The organism is Brevibacterium marinum (genome assembly GCF_011927955.1).
In the GTDB taxonomy this organism is placed as follows: Bacteria; Actinomycetota; Actinomycetes; order Actinomycetales; family Brevibacteriaceae; genus Brevibacterium; species Brevibacterium marinum.
In genome coordinates this window covers 898,603-920,716 of sequence record NZ_JAATJN010000001.1, presented here as the reverse complement: position 1 = coordinate 920,716, position 22,114 = coordinate 898,603, and the positions used below count along the sequence as shown (strand labels likewise).

21 protein-coding genes are annotated in these 22,114 nt (G+C 63.8%); 7 read left to right on the top strand and 14 right to left on the bottom strand.

What is annotated here, in order from left to right; translation table 11 throughout:
- Window positions 1-5: 5 nt before the first annotated feature.
- Complete coding sequence (locus tag BKA07_RS04020; protein ID WP_167949756.1) at window positions 6-611, bottom strand: OsmC family protein; 606 nt, start codon at window positions 609-611, stop codon at window positions 6-8.
- Window positions 612-864: 253 nt separating this feature from the next.
- On the opposite strand from BKA07_RS04020, the gene BKA07_RS04015 reads away from it, so the two are divergent.
- A complete protein-coding gene (locus BKA07_RS04015; protein WP_167949755.1) occupies window positions 865-1,569 on the top strand; it encodes a CPBP family intramembrane glutamic endopeptidase in 705 nt (234 codons plus the stop codon).
- On the opposite strand, the gene BKA07_RS04010 is transcribed toward BKA07_RS04015, so the two are convergent.
- On the bottom strand, window positions 1,523-1,780 hold the full coding sequence (locus BKA07_RS04010) for an Lrp/AsnC family transcriptional regulator (RefSeq protein WP_342449136.1): 258 nt from the start codon (window positions 1,778-1,780) through the stop codon (window positions 1,523-1,525). The genes BKA07_RS04015 and BKA07_RS04010 overlap by 47 nt on opposite strands.
- Window positions 1,781-1,956: 176 nt before the next feature.
- Here BKA07_RS04010 and kynU point away from each other — a divergent pair, with 176 nt between their 5' ends.
- Complete coding sequence (kynU, locus tag BKA07_RS04005; protein ID WP_167949754.1) at window positions 1,957-3,240, top strand: kynureninase; 1,284 nt, start codon at window positions 1,957-1,959, stop codon at window positions 3,238-3,240.
- A 133-nt stretch (window positions 3,241-3,373) separates the two neighbouring features.
- On the opposite strand, the gene BKA07_RS04000 is transcribed toward kynU, so the two are convergent.
- Window positions 3,374-4,642, bottom strand: a complete 1,269-nt coding sequence (locus BKA07_RS04000; RefSeq protein WP_209043855.1) for an MFS transporter — start codon at window positions 4,640-4,642, stop codon at window positions 3,374-3,376.
- Between the two features lie 174 nt (window positions 4,643-4,816).
- Between BKA07_RS04000 and BKA07_RS03995 the strand changes: the two genes are divergently transcribed.
- Both BKA07_RS03995 and BKA07_RS03990 read left to right on the top strand, forming a co-directional pair.
- Window positions 4,817-5,449 carry a cysteine hydrolase family protein gene (locus tag BKA07_RS03995; protein ID WP_245161829.1) on the top strand — a complete coding sequence of 211 codons (633 nt, stop codon included), beginning with the start codon at window positions 4,817-4,819 and terminating at the stop codon, window positions 5,447-5,449.
- A 51-nt stretch (window positions 5,450-5,500) separates the two neighbouring features.
- Window positions 5,501-5,923 carry an OsmC family protein gene (locus BKA07_RS03990; protein ID WP_167949752.1) on the top strand — a complete coding sequence of 141 codons (423 nt, stop codon included), beginning with the start codon at window positions 5,501-5,503 and terminating at the stop codon, window positions 5,921-5,923.
- 56 nt (window positions 5,924-5,979) lie between these two features.
- On the opposite strand, the gene BKA07_RS03985 is transcribed toward BKA07_RS03990, so the two are convergent.
- The 6 genes from BKA07_RS03985 to BKA07_RS03960 all read right to left on the bottom strand — a co-directional run bounded on the left by BKA07_RS03985 (window position 5,980) and on the right by BKA07_RS03960 (window position 12,725).
- On the bottom strand, window positions 5,980-7,065 hold the full coding sequence (locus tag BKA07_RS03985) for a tartrate dehydrogenase (RefSeq protein WP_167949751.1): 1,086 nt from the start codon (window positions 7,063-7,065) through the stop codon (window positions 5,980-5,982).
- A complete protein-coding gene (locus BKA07_RS03980; protein WP_167949750.1) occupies window positions 7,062-8,090 on the bottom strand; it encodes an ABC transporter ATP-binding protein in 1,029 nt (342 codons plus the stop codon). Before BKA07_RS03980 ends, BKA07_RS03985 begins: the two co-directional genes overlap by 4 nt.
- Complete coding sequence (locus BKA07_RS03975) at window positions 8,087-9,103, bottom strand: ABC transporter ATP-binding protein (RefSeq protein WP_167949749.1); 1,017 nt, start codon at window positions 9,101-9,103, stop codon at window positions 8,087-8,089. Before BKA07_RS03975 ends, BKA07_RS03980 begins: the two co-directional genes overlap by 4 nt.
- Before the next feature lie 8 nt (window positions 9,104-9,111).
- Entirely contained in the window at window positions 9,112-10,002 is an 891-nt protein-coding gene (locus tag BKA07_RS03970; RefSeq protein WP_167949748.1) for an ABC transporter permease, read from the bottom strand.
- Window positions 9,999-10,964 carry an ABC transporter permease gene (locus BKA07_RS03965; RefSeq protein WP_167949747.1) on the bottom strand — a complete coding sequence of 322 codons (966 nt, stop codon included), beginning with the start codon at window positions 10,962-10,964 and terminating at the stop codon, window positions 9,999-10,001. The genes BKA07_RS03970 and BKA07_RS03965 overlap by 4 nt, the downstream gene beginning before the upstream one ends.
- An 81-nt stretch (window positions 10,965-11,045) precedes the next feature.
- Window positions 11,046-12,725 carry an ABC transporter substrate-binding protein gene (locus BKA07_RS03960; protein WP_167949746.1) on the bottom strand — a complete coding sequence of 560 codons (1,680 nt, stop codon included), beginning with the start codon at window positions 12,723-12,725 and terminating at the stop codon, window positions 11,046-11,048.
- A 134-nt stretch (window positions 12,726-12,859) separates the two neighbouring features.
- Here BKA07_RS03960 and BKA07_RS03955 point away from each other — a divergent pair, with 134 nt between their 5' ends.
- The gene (locus BKA07_RS03955; protein WP_167949745.1) at window positions 12,860-13,690 is read left to right on the top strand and encodes a TetR/AcrR family transcriptional regulator; all 831 of its coding nucleotides are present in this window, start codon (window positions 12,860-12,862) and stop codon (window positions 13,688-13,690) included.
- A gap of 7 nt (window positions 13,691-13,697) precedes the next feature.
- Here BKA07_RS03955 and BKA07_RS03950 read toward each other — a convergent pair whose 3' ends face one another.
- The 5 genes from BKA07_RS03950 to BKA07_RS03930 form a co-directional block, all read right to left on the bottom strand.
- The gene (locus BKA07_RS03950; protein ID WP_167949744.1) at window positions 13,698-15,596 is read right to left on the bottom strand and encodes a prolyl oligopeptidase family serine peptidase; all 1,899 of its coding nucleotides are present in this window, start codon (window positions 15,594-15,596) and stop codon (window positions 13,698-13,700) included.
- Entirely contained in the window at window positions 15,593-16,774 is a 1,182-nt protein-coding gene (locus BKA07_RS03945) for a M20 family metallopeptidase (RefSeq protein WP_167949743.1), read from the bottom strand. Before BKA07_RS03945 ends, BKA07_RS03950 begins: the two co-directional genes overlap by 4 nt.
- A complete protein-coding gene (locus BKA07_RS03940; RefSeq protein WP_209043853.1) occupies window positions 16,771-17,700 on the bottom strand; it encodes an alpha/beta fold hydrolase in 930 nt (309 codons plus the stop codon). The genes BKA07_RS03945 and BKA07_RS03940 overlap by 4 nt, the downstream gene beginning before the upstream one ends.
- A 310-nt stretch (window positions 17,701-18,010) precedes the next feature.
- A complete protein-coding gene (locus BKA07_RS03935) occupies window positions 18,011-18,694 on the bottom strand; it encodes a TRIC cation channel family protein (RefSeq protein ID WP_167949742.1) in 684 nt (227 codons plus the stop codon).
- Between the two features lie 160 nt (window positions 18,695-18,854).
- On the bottom strand, window positions 18,855-19,355 hold the full coding sequence (locus BKA07_RS03930) for an OsmC family protein (RefSeq protein WP_167949741.1): 501 nt from the start codon (window positions 19,353-19,355) through the stop codon (window positions 18,855-18,857).
- A 124-nt stretch (window positions 19,356-19,479) separates the two neighbouring features.
- Here BKA07_RS03930 and BKA07_RS03925 point away from each other — a divergent pair, with 124 nt between their 5' ends.
- Window positions 19,480-21,198 (top strand): molybdopterin-dependent oxidoreductase, encoded by a 1,719-nt coding sequence (locus BKA07_RS03925; RefSeq protein ID WP_167949740.1) that lies wholly within the window; start codon window positions 19,480-19,482, stop codon window positions 21,196-21,198.
- Between the two features lie 225 nt (window positions 21,199-21,423).
- On the top strand, window positions 21,424-22,101 hold the full coding sequence (locus BKA07_RS03920) for a fasciclin domain-containing protein (protein ID WP_245161828.1): 678 nt from the start codon (window positions 21,424-21,426) through the stop codon (window positions 22,099-22,101).
- Window positions 22,102-22,114 lie beyond the last annotated feature (13 nt).

Here is a 22,114-nt window from a genome sequence, read left to right as displayed (position 1 = left end):
CGGAGTCAGTTCGTCTTCGTCACGGTGACGTCGATGGGCGTGGGGTTCGTGAAGATGTCGAAGACGGGGCAGTGTGCGTCGACGGTCGTCTGCAGCTCCTGGTAGGCCTCATCGCTGTCGGGCCCCGTGATCTCGACGTTGACGCGAACCGCGGAGAATCCGGGGCGCACGGTGTCATCGGCGCCGAAGAGCCCCTGGACGTCGAGATCGCCCTCGGCGCTGACGTCGAGGTTCTCGATCGTCAGTCCCAGGTTGTGCGCGTAGAGGCGGTAGACGACGATCTGACAGGAGATGAGCGCACCGAGTGCGTACTCGACAGGGTTCGGTGCTGCGTCGTCGCCGGCCAGCGGCTTCGGCTCGTCGACGGTGAAGGTGTGCTGACCGGCCGTGATGACCGAGGACACCGACCCCTGGGCGCTTCCCTTGGCGGAGAAGCTCAGCGCAGCGTTCTTCGCCGATGCGGCGATCCGCTCATTCCACGCCTGCCCCGCCGAGGTGAGGCGTTCGGCCCGATCCTCGGCGCTGATGGCAACGGTCGAGTCCGTGTTGATCGTGGTGGTGGAATTCTTGGTGGCTGTGGAGTCTGTGGTGCTCTCGGCTGTGACGGTCATGGGGACGTCTCCTTCGTGTCAGTGATGGTCGGATGCGTGTGGCTGGTCCCCAGGCTAGGAAGCCCAGTCGATCTCCAAGTGCACACTCGTCTGATTCCGACACAGACCGTCATACGCACGCAATACGAGGACGCATTTCGACATTCTCTGGGATCCCCCATTCAACGTCCTCATCACCCCTCCCCGATCGGATCCACGAATCTCAATCTTCTGGACGACGGCATCACTGATCAGCGACTTATAGGGTCAAGGTATGGACGAATCCCCACAGCAGGCGCGGCTCTCGACGAAAACTCTGCTCACCTCGGCGGGAATCACTCTTGGAATCGCTGCACTCGTCTTCGGCGTGGCAATCGCCATCGGTCTCACCGTTCCCGGGATTCGGGCACATGTCGATATCCTCATCATCACTGTGCTGGCGGTCCAGAGCTCCGGGACCCTGATTATGCTGTCGCTGTTTCTGCGCCGCCGCGGACACCGCATGTCAGCCATCGGCTTCTCCCGCCCCTCCCCGCGTCTGCTCCATCTGCTGTGGCAGATTCCCGCTGCTTTTCTCGCAGTGATCGGGGCACAGCTCCTCGTCTTCGCCGTCACCGGCTCGGGACCCGTGAGTGGGTCATCGACGGACGCGGTCGCCGGCAATGCCGGCCCCGTCTCCGCGATCGTGATGTTCGCTGCCATCGCGATCGTCACGCCCTTGTGGGAGGAGCTGTTCTTCCGCGGAGTGATCTACGGCTATATACGTGATCGCCTCGGCGCGGTTGGGGCTGTGACTGTCAGCGCCGCCATCTTCGCTCTGTGCCACGGGGTGCCGATCCTCCTGCCGTATATGGTCACCCTGGGGCTGTGTCTTGCGCTGCTGCGGACCTTCCACCGCAACCTATGGGGGCCGCTGGCTCTGCATGTGACGCTCAATTCGACGGCATCGTTCGTTCTCCTGGAAGCCGTATTCGCCTGAAGTGACGCCGACCGACCGTCCCACCTCCCGTCACACGGCCCTCCGAGCGCTTCGAAGTCGATGTTCGCGTGAATCCCCTGATGATTCCCCGCGATCTCAGAGCGCCGACTCTCCCCGAGCACGTGGAGGGAGCAAGCCCCACCCGGCCGGCGAGCTCCTTGTTGGAGTTCCGGGCATCGGAACTGAGCTCCCGCAGAATCGTCAGGTCCACCTCGGCGAGGTGGATTTCGTTCGATTCCGAGCGATGATCGACGATCAACTCCGAATTCACCACAAAGATCACTCCTCGTTTCCGCTGCCTGGTCGGATACAGCCGATAATGTCCGCCAGGTGGGTAACCTTTGAGGTGATCAGCCGCCGACAGCTCCGTCCCGATGAAGGTGACCCATGACGAATCCCGAACTCAGCACCACACTCGATCGACCCGCTTGCGAGCGCATCGATGCCGAGGATCCGCTGCGCGATTTCAGAGACGAATTCATCTTGCCCCCGGACACGATCTACCTCGACGGGAACTCGCTCGGGCCACGGACCAAGGGCGCGGCCGAACGCGCCCAGGAAGTCATCGAAGACGAGTGGGGCACCGGGCTCATCCGCTCCTGGAACAGCGCCGGCTGGTTCGACCTGCCGGCGACTCTGGGCGAGAAGGTCGCCGGTATCGTCGGCGGCGGGGCCGGCAGCACCGTCGTCACCGACACCACCTCGATCAACCTGTTCAAGGCGGCCTCGGCGGCGCTGAAGATGCAGGCCGCCGACTCACCGGACCGCCGCGTCATCCTCACCCAGCGGGAGAACTTCCCCTCCGACATCTACATGCTCCAGGGCTTGGCCAAGCAGCTCGGCAACGGCTACGAGGTGCGTCTTGTCGATGACGCCGAGGTGACCGCCGGCTTCCCGAACACCATGACCGCCGAGGTGGCCCTGGTCGTCCTCACCCACGTGAACTACCGCACGGGTCGGCTCTTCGACATGGACAGCACCACCTCGGCGATCCATGCGGGTGGCGCACTCGTGATCTGGGACCTGTGCCATTCGGCCGGTGCACTGGAGATCGACCTGGCCGGATCGGGCGCGGACATGGCGATCGGCTGCACCTACAAGTTCCTCAACGGGGGACCCGGCTCACCGGCGTTCATCTGGGTCTCCGAAGCGCTGCAGAACCGTTTCACGCAGCCGCTCTCCGGGTGGTGGGGCCACGCGAAGCCCTTCGAGATGTCACCGGACTATGCTCCGGCCGAGGGCATCCGCCGCTACCTCACCGGCACGCAGGGCATCATCTCGATGTCGGTGGCCGAGCTGGGGCTCGACATCTTCAATCGCGTCGACATGTCAGCGGTGCGGACGAAGTCCCTGCAGCTGTCCGATCTGTTCATCGACCTCGTCGAGTCTCGCCTGGCCGATCATCCCGTCGAGATAGTCACCCCGCGAGAGCATTCCCATCGCGGCTCCCAGGTGTCGATCACGCACCCCGAGGGGTTTGCCATCATGAGCGCCCTGATCGAGCGCGGAATCATCGGCGACTATCGGGAGCCTGAAGTGCTGCGCTTCGGCCTGACGCCGCTCTACATCGGCTTCACCGAGGTGTGGGACACAGTCGAGGCTCTGCGCGACATCCTCGACGATCGCACCTGGGACGCCCCGCAGCACAAGGTTCGCGGCGCCGTGACCTGAGCTCCGTCGACCCCGCTGCACGCGACTGCTCTGCGCGCCGCTCGCCGTTGCCGATCTCCAGACACCGGTGTCGGTCACTCAGCAACCCGTCGTGGGGTTGCTCAGAGACCGCCAGGTTGCTGAACGCGCCAAGTCACGCCTGACGGCGCCCGCCAACCGCATATGCCCCGATGGCGATCGCGCCGATGGCCAGGACTGCCCCGCCGATCGTCACGGCCTGCGGGATCGTCGCGATCGTGCCGAGCACACCGACGGTGACCCCGGAGAATGTCTGCATCCCGGGACCGAAGGTCGCATAGGACCCGATGACCCGACCGCGGATCTCCTGCGGGGCTTCGAGCTGGATGATCGCCATCTCGGTCGATTCGGCGGTGATCTTCGAGACTCCCGCGATGACGAGCACGACGATCGCCAGCCACAGGTGCGAGGTGAATGCGAACACGATCGACGAAGCTCCGAGCCCGGCTGCGGCCACCGCCGCGGCTGCAGGGGTGGGACGCACCCATCCGGTGGCCTCGAGGAGGAAGCCGCCGAGGACGCCGCCTGCGCCCATCGCGAAGAGCAGCATTCCGTACGCGGAATCGCTGTCCCCGCCGGGCCCGGCGAGAATGCCGGAGAAGACGGGCATGGACGTCTGGAGGACCGCACCGATCGTGATCGAGGCGAGCGCCGCGAGCAGCAGCATACCGACGATCGACCTGTTGTGGCGGACATCGATGAGGACACGCAGCGACTGCAACAGCGTGGTCCTCGTCGTGCGGATCCCGCCGCTGCGAATGTGCCCCGTGTACGGGGTGCGCATGAGGAAGAGCGTGAGGGGCAGGTAGAAGACGATGTTGATGAAGATGCCCCAGGTCGGGCCGAAGAAGAGCAGCAGTGCGGATCCGACGACGGGCCCGAACAGGATGCCCAGGCTGCGGAAGGTGGCGTTCAGGCGCACCGCACTCGGCAGCTCGGAGCGGTCGACGAAGTCGTGGAGCATCATCTGCTCGGCCGGTCCCCACAGACAACCCGCGAGACCGTGGATGACGAGGAGGACGCAGGCCTGCCACAGCTGCAGGGAGTCGGTGAGGAACAGGATGCCCCAGCACAGGGACACGACCATGAACATGACCTGCCCGATCTGGATGAGCCGTCGGCAGTCGAAGCGTTCGGCCAGAGATCCGGCATAGACGGACAGGAGCAGGAACGGCAGCCAATGGCTGATGAGTTGGAATCCGACGAGGGCCGGCGACTCGAACTTCTGCCACAGCACCCAGTAGGTGATGACGTGTTCGATGTTGTCGCCCATCATCCCCATGCCGGATCCGACAAGGTACGGTGCCGTCTTCCAGCTGCGCAGCACGCTGAATCGGCGCGGATGTTCGGCAGAATCGTCTCGGGTCTCGCTCACCCGCCCCATTCTGGCATCACTGCTCGGTCAGCAGGGGCGAAGTTCCGAACCGTGGAACCGGATATCGCCGAGGTGGCTCTGCCTCGGCCCGATCAGGTTCGCTGGCAATTGGCTCGGGAAGGCGACCGGCTATTGCTTCGACGAGCGCAGCGGAGCAGGATGGAGATGATCGAGGAGGATCAGATGTCGACCGGCACATCCGCTGCACCGAGCACCACCACAGCACAATCGCCCGCCGCCGAAGCGCTGCCGCCGGCTTCTGCACGTGAGAACACCGCCCTCCTCGTCATCGACGTCCAGACCGGAGTGATGGCCGCATCCTGGAACTCCGACGAGGTGGTCGAAAGGATCTCCGATCTGGTTGAGAAGGCCCGTGCCGAGGGCACCGAGGTCATCTGGGTCAGACACTCCGCACGGGAAATGCCCTCGGGGTCACCGCAGTGGCAGATCGTCGATTCGCTCTCCCCGGCCGTCGGTGAGGCGATCATCGAGAAGACCCACGGCAGTGCCTTCGAGGACACGAACTTCGAGGACGTTCTCGCGTCCGAAGACGTCGGCCATCTCGTCGTCACCGGCGCCCAGTCCGATGCATGCGTGAGGTCGACGATCCACGGCGGATTCGCCCGCGGCTACGATGTCACGCTGGTTTCGGACGCCCACACGACCGAGGATCTCAGCGATTGGGGTGCCCCGCCGCCGGAGCAGGTCATCTCGCACACGAACCTCTACTGGACCTTCGAGTCGGGTCCGGGTCGGACCGCTCGGGTCTTGGAAGCCGCCGAGGTCGATTTCGCAGCACCCGACCAAGACGACTGAGCCGTTGCCATTGCCCAGTCGACACTCATCGTTTCCTGACATGATGAGGCCATGAGTGAAGACACACGCAGCATCGAACTGACCAGGCTCGCCGAGAACCACTACCGTGCCACTGCGCCGAGCGGGGCGAGCATCGAATTCGGCCGCGGCGAGGGCCTGATGACACCGGTGGAGCTGCTGCTGGCAGCCGTCGCCGGATGCTCCTCGATCGACGTCGACACCGTGACCAGCCGGCACACCGAGCCGACGCGCTTCGATGTCTCGGCCCGGGCCGACAAGATCGACGAGGACGGCGCGTCTCGGGTGGACAACGTCCACCTCGACTTCGACCTCGCATTCCCCGACGACGAGGACGGTCGCAAGGCCGATGCGCGCATCGAGAAGCTCGTCGGCCTCTCCCACGACAAGTACTGCACGGTCTCCCGTACGGTCGAACACCCGACGAACGTGGACTTCAGCATCCGCCGCGACTGAGCCTCAGCGCATCGGCCAACACCGATCGACGGTCACTGCACGTGTGTCGTCAAGCATCAGTCCTGTGACACGATCGTCGATGCGATCGCCTCACCCAGTGATGAAGTCGTGCCCCGACCTCCCAGATCTGGGGTGAGAACGCTCGCGTCCCCGCTGCTCAACACCGATTCGATTGCCTCGAGCACATCCGTGCTCGCCCCGGTTTCGCCGAGGTGGTCAAGCATCATCGCGCCCGACCAGATCTGGCCGATCGGGTTGGCGATGCCTTGGCCGGCAATATCAGGAGCCGAACCGTGCACCGGTTCGAACAGGCTCGGGAAGGATCCCTCCGGGTTGATGTTCGCACTCGGTGCCACCCCGATGGTTCCTGTGCAGGCCGGTCCCAGATCGGAGAGGATGTCGCCGAAGAGATTGCTCGCGACGACGACGTCGAAATTGTTCGGTTTGAGAACGAAGTTGGCTGTGAGGATGTCAATGTGGAACTGGTCCCAGACCACGTCCGGGTAGCCCTCGGACATGACCTTCACGCGTTCGTCCCAGTAGGGCATCGTGATCGAGATTCCGTTACTCTTCGTCGCCGAGGTGAGGTGCTGATTCGGCCGGGAACGGGCCAGATCGAAGGCGAACTTGAGCACCCTGTCGACACCTGTCCGAGTCATCACGGTCTCCTGGACGACAATCTCCCGGTCGGTGCCCTCGAACATCTTTCCGCCGATCGACGAGTACTCGCCCTCGGTGTTCTCCCGCACCACGTAGAAGTCGACGTCACCTGGCCCGTAACCGGACAACGGGCTCTTCACACCGGGCAGCAGACGGCACGGCCTGAGGTTGATGTACTGGTCGAAAGACCTCCTGAATTGCAGCAGGCTGCCCCATAGAGAGACGTGGTCGGGTACGACGTCCGGCCAGCCGACGGCCCCGAAGAAGATCGCGTCGAAGCCGCGCAGACTGTCGAACCAGTCCTCGGGCAGCATGGTTCCATGAGCCTGGTAGTAGTCGGCACTCGCGAAGTCGAAATCGGCGAATTCGAGATCGATCCCGTGTTTCTGTGAGACTGCCTGCAGCACCCGACGCCCCTCTGGAACCACTTCCTGCCCGATTCCGTCGCCGGGGATGGCTGCGATCGACTTCTGTGAGCTCATTGAGCACCTGCTTCCGTTCTCTGACCGTCGGTGGGGTCGGTTGGGCTCTGAGTTTCCGATTCGGGATGATGACAGGCCGCTCGGGTCCCGTCTGCCATCGTACGCAGAAGCGGAACCTCGGTGGCACAGCGTTCGGTGGCCTTCCAGCACCGGGTTCGGAACCGGCATCCGCTCGGAGGGTTCAGAGAGCTCGGCACTTCACCGCTGAGGGTGATCCGCTCTCTGCTCCGCTCGACGATCGGATCGGGGATCGGGACTGCGGACAGCAGCGCCTGAGTATACGGATGCTCGGGTGCTGCGAACAGCCGGCCCGTCGGCGCGGACTCGACGATCGTGCCGAAGTACATCACGGCCACCTCGTCGCTGAGATATCTCACGACGGAGAGATCATGGGCGATGAATACGTAGGTGAGTCCGAGCAGGTCCTGGAGCTCCTTGAGTTGGTTGAGGACGCCGGCCTGCACACTGACGTCGAGAGCACTGACCGGTTCGTCGAGCACGATCACCTCGGGTTCGACGGCGAGTGCGCGGGCGATGCCGATGCGCTGCCTCTGACCACCGGAGAATTCGTGCGGGTAGCGCTGGACGAACTCGGGACGTAGGCCCACCATCTCCATAAGTTCCTGCGCCCGTTCTGAACGGTGGCCGGCCGCCAACCCGTGGATCTCGAGGGCTTCGATGATGGCGCTGCCGATCGTCAGCCGCGGGTTGAGGGAGGCATAGGGATCCTGGAACACCATCTGCACTCGTCGCCGCAGCGAGCGCAGGTCCTGGCCGGTGGTCGATTCGACGGACTGGCCGTCCAAGCGGATGCTGCCGCTGTCGATGTCGTGGAGCCGGACGATCGAGCGCCCCAGCGTGGACTTTCCGCAGCCGGACTCACCGACGATGCCGAGCGTCTTTCCCTTCGGCACCTCGAGGCTGACCCCCGAGAGCGCGTGAACCGTGCCGTTGCGTCTGCGGAAGAGACCCGAGCGAACCGGGTACTCCTTGACGACATCGATGGCTTCGAGTGTGCTCCTCATGAGGACGCCTCCTGTCGAACGGCGGCGACCTCGTCGATCCTCAGGCAGGCCGCCACATGGCGATCGGTGATGAAACGTTCGGGAATGGGAGTCTGATCGCACGTGCCGAGCATCGCGTACCGACACCTGGGCGCGAACCGGCAGCCCGGCGGAAGTTCGGTCGGATCCGGAGGAGCCCCGGGGATCGAGTACAGGCGCGAATCGCCCGGATTGCCGTCGAGTCGGGGCATCGCGGCCAGCAGATCCAGTGTGTACGGGTGGGAAGGACGGTAGAACACATCCTCGACGTCGGCCTCCTCAACCTTCCTCCCCGAGTACATCACGAGGACCCTGTCGGCGAGCCCTGCGACCACGCCCAGATCGTGGGTGATGAGCAGGAGGGCCGAGTTGGTCCGTTCCTGAACCCGACGCAGCACGTCGAGCACTTGCGCTTGGACAGTGACGTCGAGGGCTGTGGTCGGCTCGTCGGCGATGAGCACATCCGGATCGTTGGCGATGCTCATGGCGATCATGATGCGCTGGCGCATTCCCCCGGAGAATTCGTGGGGGAACTGGTCGACACGCTGCTCCGGAGTCGGAATCCCGACGATGTCGAGGAGTTCGATCGCCCTGGCCCGCATCTCCTGGCGGCTTCGGCCCGACGAGTGGACGCGCACTGCCTCCATGAGCTGACTGCCCACTGACTTCACCGGATTGAGTGCGGCGAGCGCGTCCTGGAAGACCATGGAGATCCGTCGTCCGCGCAGCTCCCGCAGCTGATCGTCGGTCTTGGTCAGCAGCTCCTCTCCGCGGAACCTGATCGATCCCGTCACGGTGGCGGTGCGCGGAAGCAGTCCCATGATCGCCATTGAGGTGATGGACTTTCCTGAGCCGGATTCGCCGACCACGCCGAGGGTCTCGTTCGCATTCAGTTCGAAGCTCAGTCCCTCGACCGAGGTGACTGGACCGTTGTCCGTCGAGAAGACGACGCCGAGGTTGTCGACCGTGAGCAGTGGCTGTTGATTGAGTGTCATCGTGGGCCTCATCGTTTCGTCTGTGGGTCGAGGGCGTCACGGAGTCCGTCGCCGATGAAGTTCACCGACAGAACCGTGATCAGTATGAGCAGGCCGGGGTAGAGCAGCAGATGCACCTGCGGGGTGCCGAGCAGACCGGCGGCCTGGCTGAGCATGTTGCCCCAGCTGGAGTCCGGGGGTTGGACACCGAATCCGAGGAAGCTCAGGGTCGATTCCGTGATGATCGCCGCGGCTACTGCGAGGGAGACGTTCACGGCGATGACTCCGGCGAGGTTGGGGATCATGTGTCTCAGGATCACTCGTATGGGAGAGGCTCCGAGCACGATCGCCGCGTCGACGAACTCCTTCTCCCGCAAAGACAGCACCTGAGACCTCGCAACACGTGCGATGACGGTCCAGCCCAGCGCGCTCAGAGCCAGCACGATCGTCACCGACGAGCTGCCGAACCCCTGGAGTAGGAGAGCGAGGATCGCGATCGGCGGGACGACGAGGAAGAGGTCGACGAGGCGCATGATGAGTTCATCCGCCCAGCCGCCGAAGTATCCGGCCAGGGAACCGAGGAGCACTCCCACAATGGTCGAGAGCAGACCCACACCGAGGCCGACCGACATCGAGATCCGCCCGGCGTAGAGCAGTTGACTGAGGAAGTCTCGGCCGAGTTGGTCCGTTCCCAGCCAGTGCACCGCACTAGGGCCGGTGGATCCGGTGATGAGGTCCTGGTGATTCTCCTGGAATGGGGCGATCCACGGAGCCCCGAAACAGGCGACGACGAGGACCGCCAGCACCACGAGGCCGCTGACGGCAAGCTTGTGTCGGAGGAACCGACGTCGGAAGAGGGCCCATTGGCCGACGAACGACCTGGTGGTATTGCCGGATGCGGCCGCTGACTGTGCTCTCATGACAATTTCACTCTCGGGTCGAGGTAGGCATAGCAGAGATCCGCCAGAAGATTGAAGACGACGATGATGACGGCGACGAGCATCATCCACGGCAACAGCAGCTGGGCGTCGCCGGCGAGCAGGGAATCGAGCAGGAGCTTTCCCATTCCTGGGATCGAGAAGATCTGTTCGGTGACGACGAGTCCACCGAGAAGGATGCCCGCGTCGAGAAACACCACGGTGACGAAGGGGGCCAGGGAGTTACGGAGGGCGTGGTTGATGACGACCTGCCGCTTCGGCACCCCTTTTGCCCTCGCCGTGCGCACATAGTCGCTGGTGAGGGAGTCAAGCATCGAGGCTCGCCCGTACCTGCTCCAACTGGCGACGAGAGTGATCGTCATCGTCACCACGGGAAGGGCGAGGTGGCGCAGGTAGTCCCCGAAATCGGAATGGCCCACCGAGTGAAGTCCCACGAAGTACAGCGGCGGCTCGGCCAAGTTCCATATCTGCACCGGCCACACCCCGAATATCTGGATGAGCAGAAGCCCGAACCAGAATGCGGGCAGGGCGATCCCGATGTAGGACACGCCGGTGAACACGTAGTCGGCTGCACTGTACTGTTTGACCGCCGAATACGTCCCGACCGCTATCGCAACGATCGCACCGAGGAGGACTCCCCAGAAGATGAGCTGGATGGTCGGCCCGGCAGCACCGGCGATCATGTCGACAACGTCGCGGCCGGTGCGCGTGCTGGTCCCCCAGTCCCCTGCCACGAAGCCCTTGAACCAGAGGAGATACTGCTCCGGGATGGGTTTGTCGAGACCCAGCCGTTCGGTCTCTCGGGCGATCGCAGTGGGGTCCTGGTTCAACCGGAGCTTGCTCAGCGGGTCGAAGGCCCGACGGACAGCCCAGAAGAGCAGGAACGAGGCGATGAGGATGACAGGGATCGAGTAGGCCAGTCGGCGCAGCGCATAGGTAATCATGGTGATATCCCGTCGTCTGCGGTTCCCGGACAGTCGAGCTCGATGCCGGCAACGATCGTCGTGGCGTCGAAGGCGAAGGTCTCAATCAAGGGTCCACTCCTCCAGGTTCCAGAAGGGGCCTTCTGCGGGGTTGATCTCGACCGGCCCCTCGACCCTGTCGCTGGTCATGACGATATTCGGCACCGTGTCGATCGGGATTCCGGGAACAGCCTCGGCGATCAGCTTCTCCGCTGCATGGGACTTCTTGATCCGTTCCTTATCGTTCGTCGTGCGGGCAACGGTGTTGAGGAGTCCGTCGGCTCCTGAGATCTTCGCTCGGGTGAAATTGATGCCCGAGAACCCGTTGTCTTCACCGGGGATGGCGTCCGACCTGAATGAGGAGCCGAGATCGGGCTCTGGGACGGTGTCGATGATCGTCCACATTCCGACTTCGAAGTCCCCTTCGGGAGCGACGCTCGAGAACAGATCGGCGCCTGCAACATTGGCGATCTTCATGGAGAAACCGGCCTCGCCTGCCTGCTTCTGGAGGATCTGTTCGGCCAGTTCTCGCCGTTGGTTACCTGACTGTGTGGTGATGCGGAACTCGGCTGGCTTCCCGTTCTTCTCCCAGATTCCCTCCCCATTCCTGCGCCACCCGTCGTCCGTCATGAGTTCGTCGACCTTCTCGAGGTCTTTGGTGTATCGGGAGAAATCCTCTCGGGCGTAGATGCCGTTGAGTGGGGTGAGGAAGCTCTGTTGCACCTGCTCGACCCCGATCTGTCCGTAGAGTCGTTCAACGATCGCAGGCCTGTCGATCGAATAGGCGAAGGCCTGTCGCACCGCCTTGCTGTCGAAGGGAAAGGCCGCATTGTTGATCCACAGGGCCTCCAGGTTTCCGGAATCTGTATCGACGTCGATGTTCGTGTTCGGAACCCCGGCCTTGATCTGGCTCATCGCGTCGAGCTGGGGTGTCGGATACAGCGCTTGGACCTGACCGCTCTTGAGTGCGAGGAAGGCGGCCGCGGTATCGGTGATGAACTGAAAGGTGACCTTCTTGAGCTTCGGCTTCTCGCCCCAGTAGTTGTCATTGGGCACCAGTGTCACCGAGACGCCTTTGACCCAGGACTCGATCTTCCAGGGGCCACCGGAGAAGTCGTAGCCGTCCTTCATCACCTCGGCGCGGTCCTCGCCCTTGAGGATGTGACTGGGGAGAACAGAGTAGTCGCCGCTGAAGAGCTTCTTCCATGAGCCGGTCGAGGTCTTGAGCGTGACGACTGCGGTCCTCTCATTCGGAGCGTCGATCGATTCGATGAGCGAGTACCCGCTCTTGTCGAAGATGTCATCGCCGTCCCGGATCTGAAGGCCGGTGTACACGAAGTCCTCGCCGGTGATGGGTTCTCCATCGGACCATTGAGCTTCGGGATTGATCCGATACGTGATCGTCTGCTTCCCGTCGTCGGTGATGGCCACGCTCGGTTCACCGGTCAGGAGATCGGAGGGGACGAGCTCCCAGGATCCATCGTTCTTCCGGGACTCGAAAGCGCGCGGGAGAGTGGGGATCCGCATCGTGTAGGAACCCCAGATGTTTGCGGCACACGTGGCGATCCAGTCCGCGCAGTCGGGTTCCTGTTCGGCCCCGATGACGATCTGCTCGTCGTCCGAGATGTTCTGGTCGAGACCGCCGTCGCCGTTCGAGCACGCAGTGAGGCCGAGTGCGAGCGCGAGACCGGCGGCCGCTGCGCGAAGGCGTGTCCTACGTCGCGGTCGGGTGAAACTCGTCATTGAAGTTCCTTTCCACCATGGCCTTGGCCCTTGCGGCGCCATGTCGTAGCAACAGATTAATCCCGGAACAAGGAGATAGCAATAGTCTTAGTCAATAGAAATGACTATCTATTGGGCAAGTGATCTTCGCGTTCATGCCGACTGCCGTTATCCTTGAGGACACACACGACGATGGGAGTACCTTGACGAACCCCGGCACATCCGAGGACGGCGCACGTCGTTCGGCGCCCGACGCACCGGCCCGCACGAGGCGTAAGCGGGATTCCCTCAACCGCACTGTCATCCTCGACGCCGCTGAGATGATTGCCGAGCGCGACGGCCTCGACGGGCTGACATTCCAATCCCTGGGAGCTGAACTCGGCGCTCACCCGACGTCGATGTACCGACACTTCAAGGACAAGGACGAACTCGTCCTCGCGCTCATCGACTCCCTGCGCGACCGTTCCTACCTCGGGGCCCTCGTACCCACTGGAGACTGGAGGGAGAATCTGCGGATTGCCGCCCGGGTCGTCCACGAACACTACCTGCGCTATCCTCAGCTCGCCCAGCAGATGGCCTCCAGGACCACGCGAATGCCTCGCGAGTTCAGCAATATGGAGTACACCCTCGCGGCATTCCTCGATGCCGGATTCAACCACACAGACGCACTCAGGTACCAACGCGTATTCGGCAACTATGTTCGCGCACTCTCAAGCATCGAGGCTGCCTCCCACTGCCTTCCGGAGCAGGTGCAGCGGGAGGACGAATTGGCCTGGAGGATGCAGTTCGAACGCCTCGACCCCGAGGACTATCCGGCCATCGCTGCGGCGGGCCAACCTCCTCTGGGCATCGGGGACGCCAGCACGTTCGACACCGGTCTCGAAGTCCTCATCAGGGGCCTTGAGGCACTTGCGGAGAGCAAACCCGATGGCGAAGATGACTCGCAGCCGCAGCCCAGGGACGCAGCGGAGACGAACGGCAGCTGAGTTCCGGTCACCCCCCGGGCTTGTCGGACCACCTCGTTGATGACTCGGTGAGCGCGACGAACCCCAGCTCACGCTCCAGCCATTCGTGTTCGATGGCCAGACCCGCAGGTGAATGGCCGGCATCGAACCATTCGATCGAGACGTCGCCTCCGCTGGCTCGCAGCTTCTCGATGTAGTTCCTCGCCTGAGCGGGCGGGGTGCGAGAGTCACGCGCCCCCTGAAACAGCACGACGGACCCCTGCACCTGATCGACGTAGCTCGTGGACGAAAGCTTCGCACATGCTTCCTCGAAGCTCAGCTCACCGTTGGCCAGCACCTTCTCCCACACTGGTCTGAGTGCGGCGTTCATCTCCTCGAATGCAGTGGCCCAGTCGGCCATCGCAACCACGGCGAAGCCTCCGGCGAAGTATTCGGGCAATCTGCCCATCGACAGCAGAGTGAGGTGACCACCGTAGGAGGCGCCGGTGACGAACGACGATCCCGGAGCGGCCACACCGAGTTCCCGCAGTCGGTCCATCACCGCTCGTATATCGGCGATTTCGCGGTCGCCGTACCCGGTCCAGAAGCCTTCTCTGAATTCCCTGCCGAACGTCACTGAGCCCCGATAGTTCAGCGAAGCGAAGGCGAAGCCCTCCGCCAGCCACGCCTGCGCCTCTGGAGCATAGTGGTCGGTGGTGACCAGATTGGGCCCGCCGTGGATCGATAGGATCGTGCCCCGTACCTCACCTGCTGGGATCGCCCACCACAATTGGACTGGTGTGCCATCGGCACTGGTGACGAGTTCAGAGTTGAGCGGCACACCTGCGGGCAGCTCGGGGGCAGCGATGACGACGCTCGATTCGCCGTCGTGGTCGATGCCGATGAGCGCCGGAGGAGTGTTCCACGACTGTTCGAAGATGAATACTCCGCCGGTCTGGTCAAGGTAGGACTGCGCGCTGTATGCGAACTCTGCGGCCACATCGGGGGCGGCGTAGCTGCCGGTGCCCTGGCGCACGACGGACAGCTCCCCGGTGTCGGTGTCGAGGAGCAGAAGGCGATGAATGCCTGCGTCCACGTGCAGCGAGAGGATCTGGGAATGGCCTGGGTCCCAATCGAGCGGGAGCACCTCGCCGGCAAGGGCGGGGAGGGGGTAGTCTGTTCGCTCCCCAGCGGACGGTGACCACAGCGCGGGCCTGGCGAAGCCGCTCTTCTCTGTGCTCAGCAGCAGCCGGTCGTCGCCCGCCAGCGGGGAGAAGCGAACGGCACGGACGGGTCCGCCGTCGACCATGTCGTTGCACACGGCGATCTCCTCGCCAGAGAGCGCGTCGACGACGGTGACTGCGGTCCGACGCCAACCGGGGTTGTGATTCGTCGAGTCGACGCAGAACAGGCTCGCATCGGCAGAGACGTGTCCGTACCAGGCCTCGTTCCGTGAGGACCAGATCACCGCCGCCTCGCCCCAGGGATGCGCGGGCACCGACAGCAGGTGAAACCCCTCATCGTCGACGATGGTGGCGAGAAGCGTCGACCCATCGGTGGAGAATTCCATCCCCCTGATGACGTAGGGCTCACGGTCCGGGGTCAGATGAACGCTTTCGGCACCGTCGACCGATCGGGCCAGGAGTCCGCCGACCTCGGAACCTCCGCCGTCATCGAGGGAGACGACCCAGCGAGCGTCGGGTGACAGGAACGATTCGAAGTTCACGTCGACCGGGAGGATGTCGGAGAGCACAGATCTGCTGCTGCCTGCCTCGGGTGCGAGGAGTCGCCCCCTGACCCCATGGCGATGGTTTTCGATGACGAGAGCTGTGTGCGGGTTCCCCATCGCTGGTCTCACCGTGTGCAGGTATGGGGTGTTGAATCGCGCCTCCCAGTTCGATGTCTCACGCCCGTTGCTCGATGCTGTGGCGTCGTGTTGTGTGGTCATTGCTTCTCACCTTCGGCTTTCATGGTGTGGTCTGAGTCGTGCCTGCGAATGCGTCGGATGAGCTCTGCGACGAGATCGGCCCGTTCGATGATCGATTCGAGATCCGCCCATTCGTGTTCGGCATGCGCTCCGTCTCCCAGCGGCCCGAGCCCGTCGAGGGTCGGGGTGCCGAGCGACGCTGTGAAGTTGCCATCGGATGCGCCTCCGACCTCGACACCGTCGAGCGGTGTCTGACCGAGGTCCTCTGCGACCTGTCGGGCAAGGAGGTGGAGTGCCTCCGCGTGCTCACGTTCAAGGGGCGGCCGGTTGATGCCCCCGCCCAAGGTCAGAGCGATCTCGGGATTCCTCGGGAGAGTCGACCGGAAGGCGGCGTCGACGCGTTCGAGTTCGTCGAGGGACCAGGCACGAACGTCGAAGGCCACCTCGGCGAGTTCCGGAATGGTGTTCACGGCGGTGCCGGCTGTGGCGAATGTCGGCGACACCGTCGTGCCGAGCGACTCATCCGAGTGGAGTGCGAGTCGCTGAAGGACCGACGCCATCTCCGCGAGAGCGTTAGCGCCCTTTTCGGGTTCGAGACCCGCGTGCGCCGCCCGCCCCTTGAGCCCGATTCGGTAGATTCCGGCGCCTCGTCGAGCGATCTTCACTGCCCCGTCGAGACTCGGCTCGAGGATGAGCACGGCGCTTGAGTGCGCTGCCGCTTCTTCGATGAGTCTGCGGGAGGTGATCGATCCGGTTTCCTCATCACCCGTGATCAGGAGCGAGATGTCGTCACATCCTCGCCGCCCCTGGGCAACCAGCCTTTCGAGGGCGCCGATGGTCGCCACGAGTCCCGATTTCATGTCGAAGACGCCGGGGCCGCGAGCGCGCCCGTCATCGACGGCGAAGGGCAGCCGGCCCAGAGTACCCACCGGCCATACGGTATCGGCGTGTCCGAGCAGGAGTATCCCACCGGGATCTGCGGCCTCGAAGTACAAGTGGTCGACGCCGTCGATCTCTCGGATCTCGCCGTGCCGACCAAGGGCCTCACCGGCCCAATGCCTGATGAGGGAGAGGCATTCGGCGATCCCCTCCCGGTGCCCGGAGGGAGATTCCATTTCGACCAAGGTCCGCAGGCGTGCGCGGACGAGCTCGGATTCGGCGTTCTCCTCGTCTTCGCAGCGGTTTTGAGTGCAGTTCATGAGCCCTGCCCTCCGCCATCGGCCGTGGACGGGTCGAAGAATCTCGTGAGCTCGGTGACGACGAACTCGGGAGCTTCTTCGGCCAGGTAGTGATCGGACTGGGCCGCTGCACCTTCGACCTCGTCCGCATAGTCCTTCCACACCTCGACGACATCGAAGGTCCTACCGACGTATCCCTTGTCTCCCCACAGAGTGAGCAGCGGCATCATCAGGCGCCGGCCGCGATCACGGTCGGCGCGATCGTGATCGAGATCGATGGTTGCCGCGGACTGATAGTCGGCCGTCGAAGCCTCAACCCCTCCGGGACTCGTGAAGCACCGTGCGTATTCGTCATACGTCTCGGGGTCAACCTGCCTGCCCCCGGCGTTGCGACCTTCGAAACGACTGCGCAGCCAGGTGAGGGGGTCCGCCCGGATGAGAGCCTCGGGCATCCCGTTCTCCAGCGCGAGGAAGAACCAGTGGAAATAGGAGCTCGCCATAGCGCGGTTCACATTGTCGAACATGTGCAGAGTCGGCACGATATCAAGCAGTGCAACACGGTCGACTGCCTCAGGGTGGTCGAGCCCCAAGCGGTGGGCGACTCGTCCGCCCCGATCGTGACCGGCAATGGAGTACTTCTCGAATCCGAGCGACATCATCAGGGCATGTTGGTCGGCAGCCATCTCACGCTTGGAGTAGGTGCTGCGATCGTTCTCCTGCTCCGGTTTGTCGGAGTCACCGTACCCGCGCAGATCTCCGAGGACGACAGTGTGGTCCTTTGCCAGCGCCGGTGCCACCAGATGCCACATGTGCTTCGTCTGCGGATAGCCGTGCAGGAGCAGCACCGGCGGGCCGGAGCCCGCGATCAATCCGCTGATGCGCACCCCTGAGTGCGAGTTGCCGATCGGCTTGAACCCTTCGAGCATGGTGCAAGCGCCTCCCCTCATTGGAAAAAACTTTAGTCAATTACATAGACTATCCCAGTTGCAAATGGGTAGAGAAGGGCTGAGACGATAGAAATCGGGAGGAACTCTACAGCGCCCACCGTCCCCGCGGCGGAGCACATGTCGCGTCGGCGAAGTCCCGAACGTCTCAGATCTCGGCCAACCGCTCGTGCTCCACGTCGATATCGGAATCGGCGGCGAGCCAGGAGCCCACCTGCAGGAAAGGTGCCGGAGCTTCGGTCCATTTCTGGTCCGCCTCTGCGCTCATAGGTTCATCTATGCAAGCAGGAAGGTGGCCGAGAAGACTTCGCCCTCAGTCGGGCTTGCGGAACACCGAGGGCAGCTTCTTCATCTTCCGCTCGGTGGCTCGATACGACCACTGTCGCATGGGCTGCGGGACCCGCCACTGCAGCTTCCAGGCCAACATCCTGAAGCCGAAGGCCAGGGCCGCGATGGTCAGCGAGACCACACCGCCCAGAATTCCCGTCGCGTGCGCGAGGAGCGTGACGCCGGCTCCGAAGAGCGCAGGAATGAGATAGAGGTCGGTGCCGGTGAAGATCGCCGGGTCCTCACTGGCCACCGCATCGCGCATGAGGCCGCCGCCGCAGGCGGTGAGGGCACCCATGAGCAGTGCGGCCGGGTAGTTGGCTCCGGCGCCGAGAGCGATCGTCGAGCCGGTGACGCTGAAGATGGCAAGTCCGATCGCATCGAACGTCACGATCCAGATGCGGGCACGCGAGACGTGCTTGCCGATGAGGTAGATGAGCAGCGTGGCGATGAGCGGCGGAACCAAATAGATCGGTTGGGACAGTGCATTCGGCACACGGTCGAGGAGGACATCGCGGATCGTCCCCCCGCCGATGCCGGTCATCGTCCCGAGAACCAGCCCTCCGGTGATGTCGAAGCCCCGCCGGGCGGCCAGGAGCACGCCCGAGACGGCGAAGACGAATGTGCCGGTGAGGTCGAGCGCGAGAAAGATCGCTTCCTGAACGTCCACGGCTGCTCCCCCTTCCGACACATCTGCGGTTCACCCCATGCCGTGCGGCATCCGGTCGGCATGGACGACGCCGGATCTGGAGTCTCGGCGCCTGGTGACCACTGTAGTATCAGTTCGCCGAGGTGGTGGCGAGCGCCGTGATCATGAGCTGGAGGCAGGCTCAGCTGAGCTGGAAATCATCCGGATTCTTGTAGGCCTCGATCTCGACGCTCGGGCTGCCCTGTCCCTTGAGCAGTTTCGAGATCGGGCACCTGGCATGTGCCCGCCCCGCGTACTTCTCCGCGTCTTCGACAGAAACGCCTTCGATGGAGATGTAGGCCCGGGGCACGAAGCGGTATCCCGCAGCGGACTCACCGTGCAGGTCGACTTCGACCCGGACTCGTGACAGAGCCTCGACCTCATTGACCGCCAGCACCACCTTGAGGGTCTCACCCAGACAGGTGCTCCATGCCATGGCGAGGAACTGCTCCGGGTTGCTGCCCTGATCGACGTGCGAGGTGGGAGCGGTCGAAAGCGTCAGTCCGTCTTCGACACGCACTTCGCCCGAGGTGCCGCCGAGGTTCTCGACCTTGGCCGTATAGATGGGGGCACTTGCGCTTCTGGGTTCGTCCGAGTCTCCGCTTGGCGCCTGCGGCTCGGCGTATCCTGGGTTCTCAGTCATTGCACTATGCTACGTCAGCCTGAAGGCACGTTCACTGACAATTCTGTGAACGGAGCGAGGCCCAGGGACGAAGCTTCACGCCCCGATCGCCCATCCGAATCGGTGTCTGCTCCGAATATCGAGCATGAGAAGACCACTTCGCACCGCCCTTGCCGGGGTCGTCGCCACCCTCGTCCTGTTCGGTGCCGCCGAGCTCATCGCCCGAGCCTTCGGGCCACCGGCCGCCCCTCTGCTGGCCGTAGGCCAAACGATCATTCCGCTGGCTCCCGCGGGCCTCATCAAACCGGTCATCGACCTTCTCGGGCACAATGACAAGCTCGTCCTCGTCCTCACCACGGGCCTCGGGGCTCTGGTGCTCGGGGGACTCATCGGATGGCTCGCATCTCGTCGCCTCCGGCTGGCCACAGCGCTCCTGCTCCTGGCCGGGATCGTCCCCGTCATCGTCATCCCCCTCCGCCCCGAGTCCGAGGTCCTCGACGTGCTTCCGACTCTGATCGGCCTCGCTCTCGGCATGGCGACCTTCCGCGTCCTCATCAGCCTCGATTCGTCGACTTCGACGTCTGCGCCCGGAACGGATACCGGCGGAACGGATACCGCTGCTGCCTCAACTTTTCCTGCCGTCGCTCGACCCGGCGCCTCGGCGACAGCCGATTCCCCGGCGACGACTGATTCACCGTCGACAATCGATTCCCCGTCGCTGCCCGATTCTTCCTCGCCACCCGATTCCCCGTCGCCGGTTGGAGCGTCATCGAGCGCGAAACCTGCCGCAGATCCGTCACGGCGCCGCTTCTTCGCGATCACAGGGATCATCGGCGCCGCAGGGGCAGCAGCAGTGGCCGCCGGACAGACCGTGGCTTCACTGACCTTGGACGCCGGTGCTGCGGTTGCGAAGCTCGTGCTGCCGAAGCCCGCGAAAACAGCACCCCCGATTCCCGCCTCGGCGCATCCTCAGGTGAAGGGCCTTGCGCCCTTCGTCACCGACCGAAAGGACTTCTACCGCATCGATACGGTCCTCGCTCCCCCGGTCATCGATGCGCAGCAATGGTCACTGCGGATCCACGGCATGGTCGACTCAGAGGTGACCCTGTCGATGGACGATCTTCTCGACCTCCCCCTCGAGGAGCACCACATCACGCTCACCTGCGTCTCCAATCCCGTCGGTGGTGACCTCGTCGGCAATGCCACGTGGCTGGGCTTCCCCGTCAGCGAGCTGCTGCAACGGGCGAAACCGCACAGGGACGCGGACATGGTGCTCTCCCATTCCTTCGACGGCTTCACGGCCTCGACGCCGATCGAAGCACTCTCAGACGATCGGAACGCGCTGCTTGCCGTCGGCATGAACGGCAGTCCCCTGCCGCCCGAGCACGGGTACCCCGCCCGCCTTGTCGTCCCCGGACTCTACGGCTTCGTCTCGGCCACCAAATGGGTCACGGAACTCGAGGTCACCCGCTTCGATGAGAAGACGGCCTATTGGACCGACCGCGGGTGGGATGCCAAGGCCCCCATCCTGGTCGCGTCCAGAATCGAAGTTCCGAAACCGCTGGGGAAGGTGCCGGCGGGTGATCTGGTCGTCGCCGGCACCGCCTGGGCGCAGCGAAGCGGGATCGAACGAGTCGATGTGAAGCTCGACGACGGGCAGTGGACGGAGGCAGAGCTGGCCGACGAGGTGAACATCGACACCTGGCGGCAGTGGAGAGCAGACTTCAGCACGGTCGATGCCGGGTCGCACACCCTCACCGTCCGTGCGATCGATCGCGACGGGAACGTGCAGACCCCGGAGCGCAGGGAAGCCATTCCCAATTCGGCGACCGGGCACCACCACATCCAGTTCCGCGTCGAATAGCTTCCCCGGTCGAAAACAGCGCCTGCGCCGAGATGTCCGAGCCGAGCAGACCGCCTGCGCCCAAGGCGGCTTGGTCGAACAGTTTCCAAGAAATTCTCGCGATCACCCATCCAGAACCACGGCGGCTGCGAATACCAGGTACACAGCGAGCAATGAAGACGCCTTCACGGCTGAGCGCTGTTGAGCACCACTGTTGATGCACCACCACTCACAAGGAGAAGAACGATGAAAACTCTCATTCGCAATCGCGCGACCACGATTCTGGCTGCCGGCGCAATCGGGCTGATGGCGTTGAGCGGCTGCTCCGGCACCGGATCCGATTCCGAATCCGGAGGCGGAGAGACCCAGGCCGAGGATTCCGGTGGCAGCTCAGAGGCTCCCGAAGAGTCGGAAGACGGTTCCATGGCGGACTCGAACCTCGTCGGCCCGGGCTGCGCCGCCTATGCCGAGGCCAATCCCGATGGCGGCGGATCCGTCGAGGGCATGGCACAGGACCCCGTCGCAACAGCGGCGTCGAACAACCCGATGCTCAAGACCCTGACCAAGGCCGTCTCGGGTGAGCTCAATCCGGACGTCGACCTCGTCGACACCCTCAACGGGGACGAGTTCACCGTCATCGCTCCGGTCGACGATGCCTTCGCGGACGTCCCCAAGGACGACCTGGACGCACTGGCCAAGGACTCGGACATGCTGACGAAGGTTCTCACCTACCACGTCATCCCCGGACAGATGTCTCCCGATGAGATCGCCGGAGAGCACGAGACCGTCGAGGGCTCGAAGGTCGAGATCACAGGCGAAGGCGAGGACATGAAGTTTGACGATGCCGGACTGGTCTGCGGCGGTGTGAAGACCGCCAACGCAACCGTGTACATGGTCGACAGCGTGATGATGCCTTCGAAGTGACATCGAAGCTCCA